The sequence below is a fragment of the Brevibacterium sp. LE-L genome, assembly GCF_050214925.1.
Classification (GTDB): domain Bacteria; phylum Actinomycetota; class Actinomycetes; order Actinomycetales; family Brevibacteriaceae; genus Brevibacterium.
Genome location: NZ_CP189759.1, coordinates 2459793 through 2477463, shown reverse-complemented (window position 1 = coordinate 2477463; position 17671 = coordinate 2459793). Strand labels below are relative to the sequence as shown.

Genomic DNA, 17671 nt, shown 5'->3' with positions numbered 1-17671 from the left:
TCCAGAGAAGTAGCGGGGCTGGATCCAGAGAAGTAGGGGGTCTGGCTCTAGCGATGGCAGGGCAGGTGATCCGTGTCGAGCGATGAGCGCTATGCGCGAGCTTGACGTGTGGGAGTGTCGTGCCTGGTGGTTTCGATCTTCTGGTTGAGCTGGTTGGCGTAGTGCTGTTGGGCAAGGAGCACGAGGGAGTCCAGGAGTGGGCGGCGAAGCACGCTGCCGAGGACGACACCGCGGATCATCGTTTCGAGGTTCTCGGCCTCAGCGACGGCCCGGACGTCGATGCGTCCAACCGCGTCCGCGGCGTCGGCGTACTCATCGAGACGATCCAGAAGAAGGGTGAGGTCTTCGGCCTGCAGCTCAGCTATCGCCTGAACCGCTGCGGCGTGCGCGGGCGACCCCTCCTGGCATCGCCAACCGCGCGCGGTGACGAGCTCCGAGAGTAGCTGTAACGCAGCCTCCTCGCCTGGGACGGCTCCAACGTCGCCAACGAGTGCGTCTTGGGTGACGCCCATCGCATCGAGGACGGAAGACTCAATGCTGACCGCCTGCACGACCTCCCGAACCTTGTCGAGCGGAAGCCCGGCAACCTTCACGAGCGCGCGGATCAGTCGGAGGCGTTCGAGATGGGCATCGTCGTATCTGGCCTGATTCACGCTCGTCCGTCGCCCCGGCTGCAACAGCCCTTCGCGCAAGTAGTACTTGATCGTGGGCACGCTGAGCCCTGACCGCCGTGACAGCTCCGCCATCCGCATCTCCACGTTGCACCTCGTTCCCATCGCGCTGGCGCTTTCAGATGGATAATACTAGTATCCATAAATAGATAATCACACTATCCATGAGGAGGCGGGGATGGCACGCATCGCTGTCATAGGAGCAACCGGGTACCTCGGTGGGTACGCCCTTACCCGCCTGCTGGCAGACGGCCACACAGTGCGCGCGATCGTGCGGTCGCCAGAGAAGGCATCGCTACCAAAGGGTGTCGAGACCGTGCGGGGTGACGTCACGGCCCCCGACACGTTGGTGGCCGCGTTCACCGACGTTGATGGCGTGCTGCTGACCCTCAACGGTGGGAGCGACCCTGAGCGGGCGCGACACATCGAGGAAGACGGCGTTGCGAACGTTGCCGCCGCCGCTGAAGCGGCTGGGGTGCGGCGCGTGGTGCTGATCTCCGGCATGTTCGCACAGCCCGCCTATGCCGACTATCCCTGGGAACACTCCAAGGCCCGTGGCGAGCAACTCTTGATGGCCAGCCCGGTGGCATCCACCGTGTTCCGTGTCGGGTTCATCAATGAAACGCTCGCGAAGTTCATCCGAGGCGGCCGCCCGGTACTCATCGGCAACCAACCGCACCCGATCCACCCCGTCGCCGCTGACGACATCATGGCGGCTGCCTCCCGCGCGTTCGAGATGCCCGAAACCGCGAACAAGGTCTACGACGTGGCCGGGGAGCAGACGATGACATTGCGGGAGGCGACCGCCGCATACGCGGGCGCAATATCCGGCAAGCCCGTTGCATCGAACGCGGTGCGGGTCATGCCGCTCGGATTCATGCGCGCCATCAATCGCCTATTCCTGAAGGGCGAGATGACCAGACCCCTGGGCATCCTCGACAGCATTGACCGCCACGGCGACGTGACCGACACCACCGCGTGGTTCCAGGACTTCGGCACCCCTCCCACCCCGTTCGCCAGGTGGATCGCGCTACAGCGCGACAACGCCGCCGAAAGGTCAACATCATGAACTGGCTGGAGACTGCCACCATCCTCGTCACCGGATTCGTCGGGTCAGCCGAGTTCGCCTCTGTCGCACTCGTGCACCCCGTGATCCGTAAACTCGCTCCCGACGACCAGCTCACCTTCGAGAAAGGGCTGCTCAAGACCTACGGACGCATCATGCCCATCGGCATGACCGCCGCCACCGTCCTCGCGATCACCGTCGCAATCCCGACGCCCTCGGCCTGGCTGATCTCCGCCGCCGTCGCCCTCGGGATCGCGCTCATCGTCACCATCTTCGGCAACGTGCCCATCAACTTCCGCACCGGACGCATCAAACAGGACACCGCACCCGAAGGCTTCATCGCAATGCGCCGCCGTTGGGATGTCTTCCAGATCACCCGAGGATCGCTTCAGCTCCTCGGGTTCATCCTCGTCACCATCGGACTCGCCGCCGTCTAGCAACTTGGCTCTTCGCGGTTCGTGGTGAATGACCCTGCTGTGGCGGGTATTCACGCTACGGTTCTCGCGGCGCTGGTGAGCAGGATACGCGTCCGGTAGTTCTCCGCGTTGCGGAATCCGCGGCCGGTGCGTTTGATGTTCTTGATGCCGGTGTTGCCCGCTTCGACCTTCGCGGTGGTTGCGCCGGTGACGATGAGGACCTCGATGGCGTCCCACCAGGTCACGACGGTGTCGTAGAGCTTCGTGGCCTCGGGCATGTTCGCGATCTGGACGAAGTAGCCCATCCGCATCCGCTCCTGCCAGGCCTGGGCGAGAGTGTCGGTGGCCAGCAGGCGTCGGAGCTGCTCCTTGATGCCCCAGGAGGCCGAGAGCTCGTCGGTGGGGTCGTCGGTGCGGAACACCCTCTCCAACCGCTCCCACGCCCTCGGGGTCAGGGTGTCGCCGCCGCGCAGCAGCAGCATCCGGTGGGCCCAGGCCGGGTCGTCCTTGCGGCCCCGACGACCGCGATGGGTGCGGGCCAGGCGCTGCCTGACGGTGGTGACCATGTCGTTCCCGAGCTTGACCAGGTGGAACTTGTCGACCGAGACCGCGGCGCGAGGCAGCCAGGTCCGCAGCGCCTTGCGGAACGCGGCCGAGGGATCGATCGCGACGATCTCGATCCGCTCCCGCCACTGCTCAGAGCGCTGCGCGAGCCAATCCCCGACGGCCCTGGAGTCCCGGCCGTCGACGATGCCGAGGACCTGCCCGGTGGCCAGGTCGACCAGCGTCGTCATCCACGGCTCGAACCGTCTCCAAGCGCCCTCGTCGGTGCGGAACCAGCGCACTGACCGGTAGCGGTGCTCATCGACCCCCAGACGCCTGACCCGCACGTCGTCGACGTCAGGCAGGACCACTGCGGCGGCGCTGAGGGCGGCCTGGACCAGCCACCACGAGACGCCGTGGGCCCGGGCCACCTCGGAGGCTGCACGGCCGGAACGGATCACGGCAGAGACGACCTGGTCCCGCAGTCGGGTCGTCGAGCGTGCGTATCGCGGGATCTGCTCGGTGGCCTCGGCGAACGTGCCCCGGGCACAGGCCGGCTCCAGACAGAACCAGCGCCGCTTGGCCCACACCACCACCGCTGCGCCAGCGACGGGAACGTCCCGGACCTGCTGTGACCGGCGGGAATGGACCTTCGTCGCCAGCACGCCGCAGGACGGACAGCCCGGCGGGACGGTCGAGGCGATCACCACCCGCCGGCCCCCGTCGGGCAGGTCGACGGCATCGATGACGCGGTAATTGGGCAAGTTGAAGATCGTGCTCGCAGCATCACGCTGCGAACCAGTACTCTCGTGCACAGGCTCGTGGTCCTCTGAGATTCGGATGTCTTGACAACACCCATCACAGCAGGACCACGAGCCGTTCTACGTCAACGACGCGACGCTCCCCATCACCACGAACCGGGAAGAGCCCGTTTGCCTCAACGTTCATGGCCGGCGTCCTGCGTTGGCACGTCCGAATTCGTCGCATCGCCTTCGGGCGGAGTCGGGATGCGTCGGAATCGGGGGTGAAGGAGAACGAACACGGAGACGATGGCCATGATGGCCGCGCCGACGATGATCGGCAGAGAGGTCCAGACGCCGTACAGGACGGTACCGGCGGTGGGTGCGACGACGAAGGTGAGACCCATGTTGGCGGCGATGAGCCCGGCCAGGCCTCCTTGTTCCTCGCGGGAGACCAACAGTGTTGGTCCGGCGGTGTAGCCGGGCATGGCGGTACCCAAGCCCAGGCCGATGAGGGCGATCGATCCGAAGAGGGCGACCGGCCCGGCATCGGGGATCAGCACGAGGAATCCGAGCAGCGCAACCACGCCGCCCACACGCAGCAGGGTGGCCGGGCCCCATCCCGTACTAGGAACAACGACTGTCTGGGCGAGGATCATGCCGATACCTGCGGCCAGGAGGGCCGCGCCGGTGAGCACTCCGGCTGTCTTCGCGTCCAGGTGAAGTCGGTCTTGGACTATGAAGCCCGTGACGATCTGGATGAACCCCAGGGCGGTGAACATGCCGAACCCGGCGAGCAGGAACGGCCACACCCGCGAGTCTGTCGGCCGGACGCTCGTAGGCTTCTCGATCAGTGTGGTGCGCGCCTCGGGGCGCAGCCGAAGGGCGACCAGCACGAGGCCGAGGGCGAGGAGCACCGGGACGGAGAGGATCGGGGCCATCAGCCCGAAAGCGGCGAGCAGGCCACCGACAACGGAACCGGCGATCTGAGCCACGCCCTGGACCGCGCCCACACCGGCCATGCCCTTGATCCGGGTGGTCTCATCGGTGGTGACATCAGCGATGTAGGCCTGCGCGGTTGGTTGGATAGCAGCAATGGCGGTGCCGAACCCGATACCGCGCAGCACGACGAACAGCGCGAACAGAACGGTGCCGCTGAGAGCGCCGATCATGCCGACCTGGGAGATCAGCGCGAAGGCTGCCGTCGCGATCGCACCGAGGGCCAGCGCCGCGAGGAGAACGCGTTTGCGTCCCAGCGACTGCGACCGGCGCCCCCATATCTGAGCCGTGAGCACCACCATGATCGCTGCTGTGCTGATGGTCACCCCGACCTGCCATTCGGCCAGGCCGACCTCGCGTGAGAGCGGGGCAATGATGGGGTTCAGCGTCATCTGCGCCAGGTAGGCCAGGAACACCGCCGTTAGCACCAGCTTGATCTGCGCGGGGTTGCTTGTCGTCATCCTCGGGGGTCCTTCAGTGCATCCGGGTCGGTCACGATGACGGCGTAGCATGTGTGCGCACACCGCGCTGTTCTCGCGTGTCGTTTCATGAGGCGTCGGTGGGGTGGGTGACGCGCCAGCCTTGGGCCCGTTCGCGTTCGGCCCAGAAGTCGGCGTACAGACCTGTGCCGGCGACGAGGTCGGTGTGGGTGCCGTGCTCCACGATCGCGCCGTCATCGAGGACGAGGATCTGGTCGGCTCCGGCGATCGTCGTCAGGTCGTGGCTGACGATCAGCATGGTTCGGCCTTCAGACAGTGCGGCCAGGCCGGCGTGGACGGCGATCGCGTTCTCCGGATCGAGCGATGCGGTGATCTCGTCGAGAAGCACGATGGGCGAGTCCTTGAGGAAGGCTCGCGCGATGGAGACGCGCTGACGCTCTCCGCCAGAGAGCGCGACTCCGGCCTCGCCGACCTGCGTGTCGAGGCCGTGGGGCATCCGGTCGATGATCTCGTCGACGCGGGACAGACGGATCGCCTCGCGCAGTTCGTCGTCAGTGGCCTCCGGGTTGCCGAAACGGATGTTGGCCTCGATCGTGTCATCGAGCAGGTAGACGTTCTGTTGGACCACCGAGAGCTGCTCCATCACGGTCTGTACCGGCAGCAGCCTGGCATCGACACCGCCAATGCGCACAGTGCCTGCGTCGGGGTCGAAGAACCTGGCGGCCAGCTGCAGGATCGTGCTCTTGCCCGATCCTGACGGCCCTACCAGAGCGGTAGTGGTTCCCGGGTGCGCCGAGAAAGTCACCTCGTGCAGCACTTGTCGACCCCCGGGATATGTGAAGTCGACGTGGTCGAAGGCGAGTTCTCCGGCCTGTTCGATGCTGTCTGTGCCCTCGGGTTGCGCGGGTTCGTCGAGGACATTGTCGATGCGATCCAGGTCGTGACCGGCGAGCCGGAGCGCGGAGCCGAGGTCGGCGGCGTCGATGAGTGGACCGGTGAAGCGTGCGGCGGCGAACAGCACCACGGCGGCGGTCGCCGCGCTCGCCGCGCCGGTGAGGGACTGCCACACGGCGATGACGATGACGGCGGCGAACATCAGCTGCACGGCGGTCGCGAAGCCGATCAGGCCGGGCAGGCTGGTGCGCAGCGAGCGGCGGGAGGCTTCCTGTTGGGCGCGGTGTGCTCTCGCCAGCATGCCGTTGCCGGCCTGATCGGCCCGGAATGCCCTCATCACCGGCTGGGCGCGAGTGAACTCCACGACGCGGCTGGCCGCCTCAACCGCCGCCTGGTCGATCTGATCGGCCGAGCGCTCAGCGAGCGCGGCCGCCCACCGGTACACCAGATACAGGAGTGGGGCGGCGATCAGCATCGTCAGCGCCACCGGCCAGTCGATGAACAGCAGCCCTAGCGCGATGGTCATGGGCGTAACGACGGCGGTCACCAGCGGCTGGATCAGGGTCGAGGCGGCCGTCCACACGGCGGTCGTGCCCTGGGAGACTGATTGCGAGAGTCTTCCGGTGCGATCGGAGGAGAACCAGCCCACCGGCAGCACGCCGAGGTGGTCGATGATGCTGCGGTGCAGGCCGCGCATCAGGGCGAGCCCGATCCGGGATCCCAGCACGCTCTGGATCGAGAATGCGATGCCCGCGATGACAGCGGCACCGATCACCGAGAGGATCCACGGCCAGCTCGCAGAAGCTTCACCTGCGAGCAGGTGGCGTAGTGCGGGGATCGCCAGCAGCAGCGCGACGCCCTGGAGGATCCCGTAGGCGACGCAGACGGTGAGGAAGGCGCGCATCTTCGCCCGGTCGTCCGATGCGAGGATCGGCAGCAGCTTGCGGATCATGCGGTCGTTCCTTCCTGGGCGTTCCACAGAGCGGCGTAGAGTCGGCCATGGTCCAGCAGTTCGTCATGGCGGCCGGTCTCGACGACCCGGCCGCCCTCGAGAACCACGATCTGGTCCGCGTCGGTGATCGTGCGCAGCCGGTGCGCGATGACGAGGACCGCACGGCCTGCGATCAGCGTTGACAGGGCGTCCTGGACGGCTGCTTCTGATTCGGGATCTGCGAAGGCGGTGGCTTCGTCTAGCACCACGATGGGAGCGTCAGCGAGCATGGCCCGTGCGATGCACAGCCGCTGGGTCTCACCGCCGGACGGAGTCACCTGCTCGTGCACGATCGTGTCGTAGCCATGCGGCATGGACATGATCACGTCGTGGATCTGCGCCGCTCGCGCTGCCGCCTCCACGGTCGCGTCGTCAGCGTCCGGGGCCGCTAGGCGCAGGTTGTCGCGCACGCTCATGCGCAGCAGAACGTTGTCCTGGAACACGAATGCGACTCGCCGGTAGATCTCTTCGGGAGCCGCGTGCCGCAGGTCGACTCCGCCGATCCGGATCGCACCGTCGGTGACGTCCCAGAACCGGGGCAGCGCGCGCCAGCGTGGACTTGCCGGAGCCCGATGGGCCCACCAGTGCTGTGACGGTGCCGGGTCGCAGTACGAGGTCGATGTCCGAGAGCACGTCGGTCTGCCCATCGTAGGAGAATCGCACGCCGTCGTACTCCACCACGGCACCCTCCGGGGTGCGTGGATGCGCGACCTGCGGTAGTACCGGGGTGCGGAGCAGGTCGCCCAGCCGCGCCGCTGCCGCGGTGGCGGTGCGCATTGCCTGCGCCCCGATCCCCATGTTCAGCACCGGTGCACCCAGTCCGACCCCGATCATCAACGCCAGCAGCACCTCGGCCGGCGCCCCCCACCCTGAATGGACGAACCAGGCCCCTGTCGCGAGCACCAGGGCGATCACCGTCGGCGGTGCCAGTACCGCACTCGCCAGCGCGTTGACGCGTAGCAGTGGTCCCATCCAGCGTTCGAAGAACACGGCCAGCTCGTCACCGACTGCGTGGTAGCGCTCCTGAGTGCTGCGCGTCCGGCCGAATGTCTTCACGACCGCGATGCCCTGCACGAACTCCACGATCCGGGAGTTCACCCGGCCCAATGCCTCGTCCCAGCGTGCCGCGTTCTCCGTGTTTCCGCGCATCATCACGCTCAGTCCGACGAAGTACAGCAGCACCGGCACCAGGCACACCAGGCCCAATCGCCAGTTGACGACGAACAGCAGTACGAATCCCGCGAGCGGGGCCACTATGGCTCCCACCAGGTCGTTGATCGCGTGTGCCACCAGATGATGCACGTCGTGCACGTCATCTTGCAGGCGGCGCTTCACCTGACCCGAGGAGCGTTCTCCGAACCAGCCCAGCGGCACCCGCCACAGCCGATCGGTCAATCGTTGCCGAAGCGCCTGGCCCACCGTTCCGTCCGCTCCGTGAGTGATGGTGTATGCCGCCCCTGTCGCGGCAGTGCGCACCAACACGCCGATCACGGCGATGACCGCCCACGCCCACACCACGTTCCCGCTCGCGCCTGCCGGCTGCAACAGTTCCTCGACGATCCGATAGATCGCGACATACGGCACCAAGGACGTCAGCGCGCCAAGCGCTTGGAACGCCCCCGCCAGGATCAGCCGCCCACGCACCGGAGCGAGCAGCGAGCCGAGGCTCTTGTCACTACCAGCGGCTCTCGTCTCGGGCTCAAGCGTATCCGGCGCCGACTCGGATTGAGCGTCGGGCAACACAGCCTGAGTAGCGGTCGCATCATCGGGCATGAGCCATCCTTTCAAGCATCCACTCATCGACGGTCTGCACGGTCCCCGATCGCGGGCCCTGTGCAGTGCACAAATCTTTGAAGTGAGTGTACCCTTACCCGGCGCGTTTGTTCAACGGACAACTACGCCGGGTATCGTGGTGGCACGACACTCCGCGGATGGGAGCCGAGCATGACAAAGCCGAAGGCAAAGAAGAGCAAACGCCAGCGCGGACCGCGCACCGCCGCGGACGAAGCCCCCTTGACTACAGAGCAGATCATCGAAGCCGGAGTCCGCCTCACAGCCGCCCGCGGCCTAGCCGGGTGGTCCACTCGGGACCTCGCGAAAGAGGTCGGCTGCTGGCCGACGGCGATTGCGCACCGCGTCGGCCCACGCCACGAGGTCGACCGCGTCATCGTCGACGCCGTCATGTGCTCAGTCGACTTACCGTCACCAGAACTCTCGTGGCGACCGTGGTATCAGCAGCTCCTCACCTCGCTGCACGACACACTGTCTGCGCACCCCGGCGTCGCCCGCTGGCTCGGCATGGCCGCCACGACCGTCCCTGCGGCGGTGCTGATGATCGATACCGGGGTCAGCAAGCTCGCTGAGGCCGGCTTGGGCGACGAAGCACCCGCCGCACACATCATGCTATTGAATACCGCCGTGCACCTGATCGCCTCCGAAGACGAGCGAGATGTCGACCCCAAGCTTCAGGACGCGATCCTCGCAAGCCTCGGCATGTTGTCCGAGGACAGTCAGCATCCAGGGGCGGCAATGTTCGCGGACACGCTCGCCCATGCCTTTGACCTCGATAGGCTCTACAACTACGCAGTCGAGCGTGCACTCGACTGCGTCGCAGCCCGCATTGCGACGAGACAGCCGATGAAACCATAGGCAACATCTCATTAGGGTAGCCTCACCTAAAGGCATCGGGTACACTAGCACCGATCGATAATTTGTGCACTGCACACCTGGCATCGGATTGTCGGTCCTACCCGGCGCGGACACCCTCCCCAGGCGGATCTCCGGTCACCCGCGCTTGCCGAGCCCATCGGAGGTGATTGCCTTGTCCGCGACAGACAGCACTGACGCCTGGCCGCCGGACTCCGATGAGTCCCTTCGGTCAACTCGCAGAGCGTCGCCGCCAGCGCACAACGATCTCGACGAGTCACTGATGGACGCAGACCCCCAGCTGCACACCCTCGTGTCGGAGGAAATGTCACGTCAGCGGCAGACGTTGGAGATGATCGCATCGGAAAACTTCGCGCCAGTCTCCGTGCTTCAGGCGCAGGGTTCGATACTGACAAACAAGTATTCCGAGGGATATCCGGGCCGTCGCTACTATGGCGGATGTGCCCATATCGATGAGATTGAACGTCTCGCGATTGATCGGGCTCGGAAGCTGTTCTCGGCCGACCACGCAAATGTGCAGCCGCACTCTGGAGCTCAGGCGAACGCCGCTGCGTTCGGCGCCCTGATGAAACCTGGTGACACGGTGATGGGTTTGGCCCTTTCCCACGGCGGGCACCTCTCACACGGCACGACAATGAATGCTTCAGGAACCTTCTACAAAGCTGTCCGATATCACCTGGATTCCGATACCGGGCTGGTGAACTTGGAGACCGTGGCCCGTCTCGCGCGCCAGCATCGACCGCGAGTCATCGTTGCAGGGTGGACAGCCTATCCGAGGACGGTTGACTGGGCCGGGTTCCGACATACCGCCGACGAGGTCGGCGCCTTTCTCGTCGCGGATATGGCACACCTTGCTGGCCTGATCGCAGCCGGTGTGTACCCCTCGCCGGTGCCGTATGCCGATGTCGTCACCAGCACGACCCACAAGACTCTCGGAGGTGCGCGCGGTGGGCTGGTCCTCTGCCGGGGCTCACTGGCCGACCGAATCGACGCGGCTGTTTTCCCCGGGCACCAAGGCGGAGCGCTCAATCAGAGCATCGCCGCCAAGGCTGCCACCTTCCATCTCGCCGGCCGACCTGGGTTTGTCGGCTCTTCGCGGTTCGTGGTGAATGACCCTGCTGTGGCGGGTATTCACGCTACGGTTCTCGCGGCGCTGGTGAGCAGGATACGCGTCCGGTAGTTCTCCGCGTTGCGGAATCCGCGGCCGGTGCGTTTGATGTTCTTGATGCCGGTGTTGCCCGCTTCGACCTTCGCGGTGGTTGCGCCGGTGACGATGAGGACCTCGATGGCGTCCCACCAGGTCACGACGGTGTCGTAGAGCTTCGTGGCCTCGGGCATGTTCGCGATCTGGACGAAGTAGCCCATCCGCATCCGCTCCTGCCAGGCCTGGGCGAGAGTGTCGGTGGCCAGCAGGCGTCGGAGCTGCTCCTTGATGCCCCAGGAGGCCGAGAGCTCGTCGGTGGGGTCGTCGGTGCGGAACACCCTCTCCAACCGCTCCCACGCCCTCGGGGTCAGGGTGTCGCCGCCGCGCAGCAGCAGCATCCGGTGGGCCCAGGCCGGGTCGTCCTTGCGGCCCCGACGACCGCGATGGGTGCGGGCCAGGCGCTGCCTGACGGTGGTGACCATGTCGTTCCCGAGCTTGACCAGGTGGAACTTGTCGACCGAGACCGCGGCGCGAGGCAGCCAGGTCCGCAGCGCCTTGCGGAACGCGGCCGAGGGATCGATCGCGACGATCTCGATCCGCTCCCGCCACTGCTCAGAGCGCTGCGCGAGCCAATCCCCGACGGCCCTGGAGTCCCGGCCGTCGACGATGCCGAGGACCTGCCCGGTGGCCAGGTCGACCAGCGTCGTCATCCACGGCTCGAACCGTCTCCAAGCGCCCTCGTCGGTGCGGAACCAGCGCACTGACCGGTAGCGGTGCTCATCGACCCCCAGACGCCTGACCCGCACGTCGTCGACGTCAGGCAGGACCACTGCGGCGGCGCTGAGGGCGGCCTGGACCAGCCACCACGAGACGCCGTGGGCCCGGGCCACCTCGGAGGCTGCACGGCCGGAACGGATCACGGCAGAGACGACCTGGTCCCGCAGTCGGGTCGTCGAGCGTGCGTATCGCGGGATCTGCTCGGTGGCCTCGGCGAACGTGCCCCGGGCACAGGCCGGCTCCAGACAGAACCAGCGCCGCTTGGCCCACACCACCACCGCTGCGCCAGCGACGGGAACGTCCCGGACCTGCTGTGACCGGCGGGAATGGACCTTCGTCGCCAGCACGCCGCAGGACGGACAGCCCGGCGGGACGGTCGAGGCGATCACCACCCGCCGGCCCCCGTCGGGCAGGTCGACGGCATCGATGACGCGGTAATTGGGCAAGTTGAAGATCGTGCTCGCAGCATCACGCTGCGAACCAGTACTCTCGTGCACAGGCTCGTGGTCCTCTGAGATTCGGATGTCTTGACAACACCCATCACAGCAGGACCACGAGCCGTTCTACGTCAACGACGCGACGCTCCCCATCACCACGAACCGGGAAGAGCCAGCAACTTCCCTCACCAGAAAGCACACGAACGGCATGAACAGAACAACGCCCGAGCGCCGCGAACTGAGCCACGGCTGCGCCCCCGGAGCACAAGGTATCCACCCCAGGTAATTCCTCCGTCGCCATCTCAACGGTCAGCCGAGAGTTTCGAAATGGCACTGGGATAAGTCGAACAGTAATGCTGACGAGCAGCGGGCATAGGGGCGCGTTGGTGAGCGTCCTGGTCTGGCTCCTGGTGGGCCACCTCCTTCACGGGAGGTACCACCGTGGCCGAACACACCCCGCCCGCCGCCGACGACGCTGCGGAGCCAGGCAGCCGAGGATTCGAGACGCCCGAAGGGCTACGCGCCCTGCTCCTCCGCCTGCACGAGTCTGGGCCTGGGGCGTGGCAGGGTGATCGGGAGGCGGCGGATCTGATGCGCTACACCGCCGAGCGGTATCGACGGCTGGCCAGGAAACACAACCTCGACCCGTGGCATATCGCGTCGGCGGCGTTCGAGGTCATGCTCGCCCCCTCGACGCGGAACGCAGGGAACCCGTGGGCCGTGGTCACCCGCGCGGTGCAGATCACTTGCAATGCTGACGTGCGGGCGGCCGGGCTGTTGGTGTCACCGAATCAGGCGCGTCACACTGCCCGGATCGCCGGGTTCCATGACGCGGTGCGGTTCGCGGATCGAGAGAACCTGGACGACTATCACCCCGCGTTCGCCGTGAACTCGACCACGGACGACGACGCGGACAGCGGCGAGGAAGATGATCGGGTTGCCGCTGTTCTCGCGGAGGTTGTAGCCCTGTTCGTATCGGCAGGTTGGGATGCCTCACTCGTGGTGGTGTGCGTGGAGCATGTGGCTTACCGACTGGCCGATGTCTCCTCGCGACGCCGCGCGGTGGAGGTGCTGCGCCGTGACCGCACCGTACCGATGCTGCTGGGGCTGCCGCCGCGCTCGTGGACGGCGCTGTCGCGGATCATGCTCGGCAACCCCGACCCGAAACACGCTGGTACCCCGACAGGCGACGGTGTTCTCCTGCGTCTACTGAGTGGTGAATCCTTGGACTCGCTGCGCTGCGACACCGGCCTGCTGGCCGCAATCTGGGCGGCCAACCCGAAGCCTCCGCGCGGCTCCTGAACCGCTGTGGCGGGGCGACGGGCATAACACTTGACCCGCATATAGTGCCCGTAGTGACTACTCGCTACTAAATGTTGTGGTCTTGGGTCTGATTCTGGGTGTTCGGCTCGCACCTATCAGTATGACCATCCCCGCCTCCTCGCCATCGATCACCACAGACACGCCGACAACCCCGCGCGCCCCGAGTTTGGGCGCGCGGCTGGCTGCGACATCGCGGCAGGCACAGGGGCTTTCTGCGGCGGTGAGCGACCCGACTGTGCTGGCCGGTCTGCGGGAGCTGTGCAAAGCACCCCGATTCGCAAAGAGGGTCATGGTCGAGGATCAGGAAGGTCTGTGCGCGCCTGCACGTTCGCCGGTCAAGAACGAGCGAACGAAGCCACGGAAGACGGTGCAGGTTAGGCGCGCCAGATGAACTCGACTCTGCGGGCGAGCACGTCAGCGCGGTGAGCGTCGCGGCGGGCGTGGAACGCCTCGTAGGTTTCGTTGCGGCGTTTGGGGACGGCGGTCATCATGTCGGCCGGGTGCGCGCGGATGAGGACCGCTTGAAGGATCAGGCTCGTCGCTTGGTACTGCCACATCGGAGTACGCCCCTCCCACTCCGCCGCGACGGTGGTCACGTCGATACCCAGCCCCGCATGCGGCTCGGGGGCTGTAGCGGCGTATTCGCGGCGAGTGCGCTCGATCCGCTCCGCGATCCTCGCCCGCTGTCGTACCCACATGGCCTTGTCGATCAGCCCGTCGTAGTGGTCGTCATCGAGTTGGGCGAGGCGTGCCCGGTCCGCGTCGAGCGTCGCCGCGAGCCCGACCCGCGCCGCCTGGTCAGGGCCGGAGGCGTGGCGTTGGGTGGGGTCGAGGGTGATCTGCTCGAACGTCGCCAACACCGCCTCCTGAATGAGTTTTGAGATTTCGGTGGCGCGGATCGAACGGTTGCACCCACCCCTTGTGGCCTGGATGCACTGATACACGTCACCTCGATGAATCATCGTCTGCCCGCAGCCCGAGCACTGGATCAGCCCGGAGAACGGATACATCCGCACAGCGGCCCCGCTACCTGGGATATGGAAGTTGCGGGCCTTCTTCCTCGCGTCGAGGACATCGGAAACCTGCTGCCAAGTGTCCTCGTCCACCAGAGCGGGCCATGCCGCTTTCGCCTGCATCGTCGAGGTCTTCGCCCGGCTCCCGTCCGGCAACACAGGCCGGTACTCTCGGACGCCCTTATTGGAGGGGTTGCGGAGCATCAGCTTCAGCGTCCGATCCGACCACGCGCACCCGTGGGTGGTGAGGATGCCGCGCTCGTTCCAGTCGATCCGAATCCGATACAACGACTCACCGGCCAGCACCCGCCGCATCGCCTCGACCGCCAGCGGCCCCGTCACCGGGTCAATCACCAAGGCACCGTTCTCGGCGCGGTACCCGAACGGCACGCGCCCGCCGTGCCAGGAGCCTTCGATGGCCTGCTGCTTCGCGGCCCGTGCGACACGGCGGGCGGTGTCGGCGGAGGACTTGTTCGCCATCGCGACCAGCACCCTGGCCATCGCCACATCAGAGTCCGTATCCAACCGCAGCGAGCCCGTCACCGAACGGACAGTGAACCCACCGAGCACCTTCGCGTCGATCAGGTCCTCCAAGTCGCGCGGGTCGCGAACGGCGCGGTCCAGGTCGTAGGCGATCATCACCTGCGCCTGCCCGCCGGTGAGGTGGGTGAGCATGGCGCGGAACTGCGGGCGGATCACCCGCCGTACTCGCTCACCAGACGGGAGCGTGATCGTGCGCTGCTTGAACGCAGACGTGTCGTTCTCGCGAAACACCGCGACGACTTCCCAGCCGTGTGCTTCGGCGTAGGTGCGGCAGTCGGCCTCCTGCTGATCCACACCCCGTTCCGTGCCCTCCGGGTCGTCGCTGATTCGGACATACACCACCGCCCGCAACCGCTCGGCACCCGTAGCCTGTTCCTGCTTGTTCTGGCCCATGTTCCAGCGCACCTTCCTACTCCTATGAGGGGTAGGTGCGTTTACAGAACCTCGGCTAGCCGAGGTCGACGTGCTCGGCCACGTAGTCCGCCGGGAGCACGATCGGCCCGAACCGGCGGCCGGGCTTGCGGATTGTGATCGACCCGTCATCGCGCACATCGGTGATGCGCCAGGTCTCACCGTTGCGCACCCAATCCCGGCCGGTGCCGGTGCGCAGGCGGCGGTCGTTGCGGCGGGTGATGATCGTGTCCCCGACCCCGGCACGGGTGCCCTCGGCCAGGGCGACTTCGCGGGTCGGGGTTATGCGGCCTTCGAGGATCAGGTCGGCGCGGGCGCGGGCGTTCAGCGCGGTCACGTCCTCCCGTGTTTCGGCGATCAGCACCGATACCCGCCCGGCGTCCCGGTCGGCCCGCCACGCGGCGTAGGCGACATCGATCATCTCCTCGCCGTCCCCGTCGGCGATGCGGTGATGGTTGAGGTAGGTGTCGATCACACGGGTGCGGCCATGTCGCAGGTCCAGGGAGGCGGTCTTCTCCCACTCGTGGATGAACCGATGCACGTCCACCAGCTCCGGCGCATCATCCTGGCGGTCGGCCACGAGCATCCCGAACGCCCCGCCGGCATCCACGGACTGGAGTTGCCCGTAGTCGCCGACCAGCAGCACCTTCGCGCCCGCCTGCGCCGCCAGGGAGGTGATGCGATCCAGCGACAGGGTGCCGGCCAGGGATGCTTCGTCGATGATGACCAACTGGCCGGCCTGGAAGGTCTCGCCGCGGGTGAGGTGGTTCTGCCACCATTTCGCCGTGTTCTCCGTGGCGATCCCGAGATCATCGCCGAGGACCTGGGCCGCGACCGCCGACGGGGCCAGCCCGACCACGGAACCAGCGCCGTGCTGCTTCTCCCACGCCCGCCGCAGCGCGTTCATCGCCGTGGTCTTGTCGACGTGTCGGGTTTGACCGGCGTACCTACCAGGCAACAAGGGAGGTCGTCATGGACGGCGCAGAAGCAAGCAGTAGTGGGGCGGAGCAGGTGGTGGTGTACCTGCGTATCAGTGAGGATCGTACCGGTGCGGAGGCAGGGGTGGAGCGGCAGCGCCAGGACTGCCTGGAGCTATGTGCCCGCCTCGGGATCGCCGATCCGGCGGTGTTCATGGACAACGACATCTCGGCCTATTCGGGCAAGAAACGCCCCGGCTACCTCGACTTGCTGGAGCGGGTGAAGCTGGGGCCGTCGAGGATCGTGGCGTGGCATGTGGATCGCCTCTATCGCCGTCCCCGCGAGCTGGAAGACCTCATCGACCTCGTGGAAGCCCACCCGATCCGGATCGAGACGGTCAAGGGCGGCGCGTTCGATCTGAACACCCACGAGGGACGGTTGATGGCCCGTCAGCTCGTCGCGATCGCCTCCTACGAGTCCGGGCACAAAGCAGACCGCATCCGGCGTGCGAACCAGCAGAAAGCCGAGCGCGGCGACTGGCACGGCGGAGCGAAGTACGGGTACGGCATCGGCGGCGTCCTCATCCCAGAAGAGGCCGCGGTGATCCGGGAGATGGCCGACCGGTTCCTCGCGGGTCAGTCGGTGCGGCAGATCACCAGGTGGCTCAACCGCGACGGCGGGCCGGTGCCGCCGTCGAAGGGCAAGAGCGCGTTGAACGTGTGGCACGAGAGCACTGTCGGCTCGATCCTGTGCTCGGCGCGTATCTCCGGGCAACGAGCCTACGAACCAGCATCAAAGACGACAGCGACCTGGGAACGACGCGACCGCGCGATCCTGGGGCCGGGAAACTGGGAAGCGATCATCACCCCCGAAGAGACGGCGCGTATCCGGGCGGTGTTCAACCATCCCGACCGGCGGGTGGGCCGCTCGTCCAAAAGTCTGCTGGTGGGGCTGATTACCTGCGCCAAGTGTGGGAACACGCTCGTCTCGTCGGGGTTGCACCGGGGCGAGACGTCTATCGGGAAGCGCCGCTTCTACCGCTGCCTGCCACTCCCCGGCAGGCCCGAGCGTGGCGGGCTCGTCGTGTCCGCACACGGGATCGAAACCCTGGTGAGCGAGGCCATGATCACACGCCTGGCCGCGACCACACTGCCCAGCGTCGAGCCCGGACAGGACGCGGGAGTGAGCGCGGCGATGGAGCAGATCACCGCCGCCCGGCAACGCATGGAGGACATGGCCCGCGACTACGGAGCCGGGCTGCTCTCCCGCACCGAGCTGCACGCCGCGAAGACCGCCGCCACCGCGACGATCAGCAACGCAGAACTCGTCCTGGGACGTGGCGCGAAGTCGTCGGCGTTGAAGGGCATCCCCATCGGCGACGAGACCGCGTTGCGGGCGGCGTGGGATGAGGAGTGGTCGATCCCGCAGAAACGAGCGATCATCGCCGCCCTCATCGACACCCTCATCGTCAAACCCGCACAGCCCGGCAAGCGCGGGGCGAGGTTCCGACCCGAACGCGTCGAACTCACCTTCAAAGCCTGACCCACCCCGCGCGAGGTCAGGTCTCGGGGCGGGTGAGGACACGGAGCTTGGCCAGCGCTACAGGATCGGTGACCCCGACCGGCACGCCGGAACGCTCACACGCATCCCGCGTCCACGCCACCGGATCAAACCCCGG

14 protein-coding genes and 1 pseudogene are annotated in these 17671 nt (G+C 66.6%); 6 read left to right on the top strand and 9 right to left on the bottom strand.

What is annotated here, in order from left to right:
• Positions 1-89 precede the first annotated feature (89 nt).
• The gene (locus ACQE2J_RS11110) at positions 90-746 is read right to left on the bottom strand and encodes a MerR family transcriptional regulator (RefSeq protein ID WP_426936339.1); all 657 of its coding nucleotides are present in this window, start codon (positions 744-746) and stop codon (positions 90-92) included.
• Positions 747-849: 103 nt separating this feature from the next.
• Between ACQE2J_RS11110 and ACQE2J_RS11105 the strand changes: the two genes are divergently transcribed.
• Positions 850-1740 carry an SDR family oxidoreductase gene (locus ACQE2J_RS11105; RefSeq protein ID WP_136651690.1) on the top strand — a complete coding sequence of 297 codons (891 nt, stop codon included), beginning with the start codon at positions 850-852 and terminating at the stop codon, positions 1738-1740.
• Complete coding sequence (locus ACQE2J_RS11100; RefSeq protein ID WP_068483897.1) at positions 1737-2174, top strand: DUF1772 domain-containing protein; 438 nt, start codon at positions 1737-1739, stop codon at positions 2172-2174. Before ACQE2J_RS11105 ends, ACQE2J_RS11100 begins: the two co-directional genes overlap by 4 nt.
• A gap of 50 nt (positions 2175-2224) precedes the next feature.
• Here the strand turns inward: ACQE2J_RS11100 and ACQE2J_RS11095 are convergent, their stop codons facing one another.
• From ACQE2J_RS11095 to ACQE2J_RS11075, 5 genes are all read right to left on the bottom strand, one after another.
• Positions 2225-3511 carry an ISL3 family transposase gene (locus tag ACQE2J_RS11095; protein WP_073884858.1) on the bottom strand — a complete coding sequence of 429 codons (1287 nt, stop codon included), beginning with the start codon at positions 3509-3511 and terminating at the stop codon, positions 2225-2227.
• A 122-nt stretch (positions 3512-3633) separates the two neighbouring features.
• Positions 3634-4896: an MFS transporter gene (locus ACQE2J_RS11090; RefSeq protein ID WP_073884835.1), complete on the bottom strand. Its 1263-nt coding sequence runs from the start codon at positions 4894-4896 to the stop codon at positions 3634-3636.
• Positions 4897-4981: 85 nt separating this feature from the next.
• Positions 4982-6721 (bottom strand): ABC transporter ATP-binding protein, encoded by a 1740-nt coding sequence (locus tag ACQE2J_RS11085; protein WP_073884834.1) that lies wholly within the window; start codon positions 6719-6721, stop codon positions 4982-4984.
• Positions 6718-7248 (bottom strand): ATP-binding cassette domain-containing protein, encoded by a 531-nt coding sequence (locus ACQE2J_RS11080; RefSeq protein WP_426937510.1) that lies wholly within the window; start codon positions 7246-7248, stop codon positions 6718-6720. Before ACQE2J_RS11080 ends, ACQE2J_RS11085 begins: the two co-directional genes overlap by 4 nt.
• Positions 7133-8533, bottom strand: coding sequence for an ABC transporter transmembrane domain-containing protein (locus tag ACQE2J_RS11075; RefSeq protein ID WP_426936338.1), 1401 nt, complete (start codon positions 8531-8533; stop codon positions 7133-7135). Before ACQE2J_RS11075 ends, ACQE2J_RS11080 begins: the two co-directional genes overlap by 116 nt.
• A gap of 171 nt (positions 8534-8704) precedes the next feature.
• On the opposite strand from ACQE2J_RS11075, the gene ACQE2J_RS11070 reads away from it, so the two are divergent.
• Positions 8705-9409 carry a hypothetical protein gene (locus ACQE2J_RS11070; protein WP_426936337.1) on the top strand — a complete coding sequence of 235 codons (705 nt, stop codon included), beginning with the start codon at positions 8705-8707 and terminating at the stop codon, positions 9407-9409.
• Between the two features lie 280 nt (positions 9410-9689).
• Positions 9690-10607: a serine hydroxymethyltransferase gene (gene glyA, locus ACQE2J_RS11065; RefSeq protein WP_073884831.1), complete on the top strand. Its 918-nt coding sequence runs from the start codon at positions 9690-9692 to the stop codon at positions 10605-10607.
• Here glyA and ACQE2J_RS11060 read toward each other — a convergent pair.
• Positions 10559-11845, bottom strand: coding sequence for an ISL3 family transposase (locus ACQE2J_RS11060; RefSeq protein ID WP_073884858.1), 1287 nt, complete (start codon positions 11843-11845; stop codon positions 10559-10561). The two genes, glyA and ACQE2J_RS11060, sit on opposite strands and share 49 nt — an antisense overlap.
• A 381-nt stretch (positions 11846-12226) precedes the next feature.
• On the opposite strand from ACQE2J_RS11060, the gene ACQE2J_RS11055 reads away from it, so the two are divergent.
• Positions 12227-13087, top strand: a complete 861-nt coding sequence (locus ACQE2J_RS11055) for an exopolyphosphatase (RefSeq protein WP_426936336.1) — start codon at positions 12227-12229, stop codon at positions 13085-13087.
• Between the two features lie 395 nt (positions 13088-13482).
• On the opposite strand, the gene ACQE2J_RS11050 is transcribed toward ACQE2J_RS11055, so the two are convergent.
• Both ACQE2J_RS11050 and ACQE2J_RS11045 read right to left on the bottom strand, forming a co-directional pair.
• Positions 13483-15057, bottom strand: coding sequence for a recombinase family protein (locus tag ACQE2J_RS11050; RefSeq protein ID WP_426936335.1), 1575 nt, complete (start codon positions 15055-15057; stop codon positions 13483-13485).
• Positions 15058-15115: 58 nt separating this feature from the next.
• Positions 15116-15994 (bottom strand): annotated as a pseudogene (locus tag ACQE2J_RS11045) (AAA family ATPase); the annotation flags it as partial.
• 53 nt (positions 15995-16047) lie between these two features.
• Between ACQE2J_RS11045 and ACQE2J_RS11040 the strand changes: the two are divergent.
• Positions 16048-17535 (top strand): recombinase family protein, encoded by a 1488-nt coding sequence (locus tag ACQE2J_RS11040; RefSeq protein ID WP_426936334.1) that lies wholly within the window; start codon positions 16048-16050, stop codon positions 17533-17535.
• Positions 17536-17671 lie beyond the last annotated feature (136 nt).

Bases quoted from the DNA above. Each gene is read 5' to 3' on its own strand.
- ACQE2J_RS11110 (WP_426936339.1), bottom strand. From the start codon at position 746: ATGGCGGAGCTGTCACGGCGGTCAGGGCTCAGCGTGCCCACGATCAAG.
- ACQE2J_RS11105 (WP_136651690.1), top strand. From the start codon at position 850: ATGGCACGCATCGCTGTCATAGGAGCAACCGGGTACCTCGGTGGGTAC.
- ACQE2J_RS11100 (WP_068483897.1), top strand. From the start codon at position 1,737: ATGAACTGGCTGGAGACTGCCACCATCCTCGTCACCGGATTCGTCGGG.
- ACQE2J_RS11090 (WP_073884835.1), bottom strand. From the start codon at position 4,896: ATGACGACAAGCAACCCCGCGCAGATCAAGCTGGTGCTAACGGCGGTG.
- ACQE2J_RS11085 (WP_073884834.1), bottom strand. From the start codon at position 6,721: ATGATCCGCAAGCTGCTGCCGATCCTCGCATCGGACGACCGGGCGAAG.
- ACQE2J_RS11075 (WP_426936338.1), bottom strand. From the start codon at position 8,533: ATGCCCGATGATGCGACCGCTACTCAGGCTGTGTTGCCCGACGCTCAA.
- ACQE2J_RS11070 (WP_426936337.1), top strand. From the start codon at position 8,705: ATGACAAAGCCGAAGGCAAAGAAGAGCAAACGCCAGCGCGGACCGCGC.
- glyA (WP_073884831.1), top strand. From the start codon at position 9,690: ATGGACGCAGACCCCCAGCTGCACACCCTCGTGTCGGAGGAAATGTCA.
- ACQE2J_RS11050 (WP_426936335.1), bottom strand. From the start codon at position 15,057: ATGGGCCAGAACAAGCAGGAACAGGCTACGGGTGCCGAGCGGTTGCGG.
- ACQE2J_RS11040 (WP_426936334.1), top strand. From the start codon at position 16,048: ATGGACGGCGCAGAAGCAAGCAGTAGTGGGGCGGAGCAGGTGGTGGTG.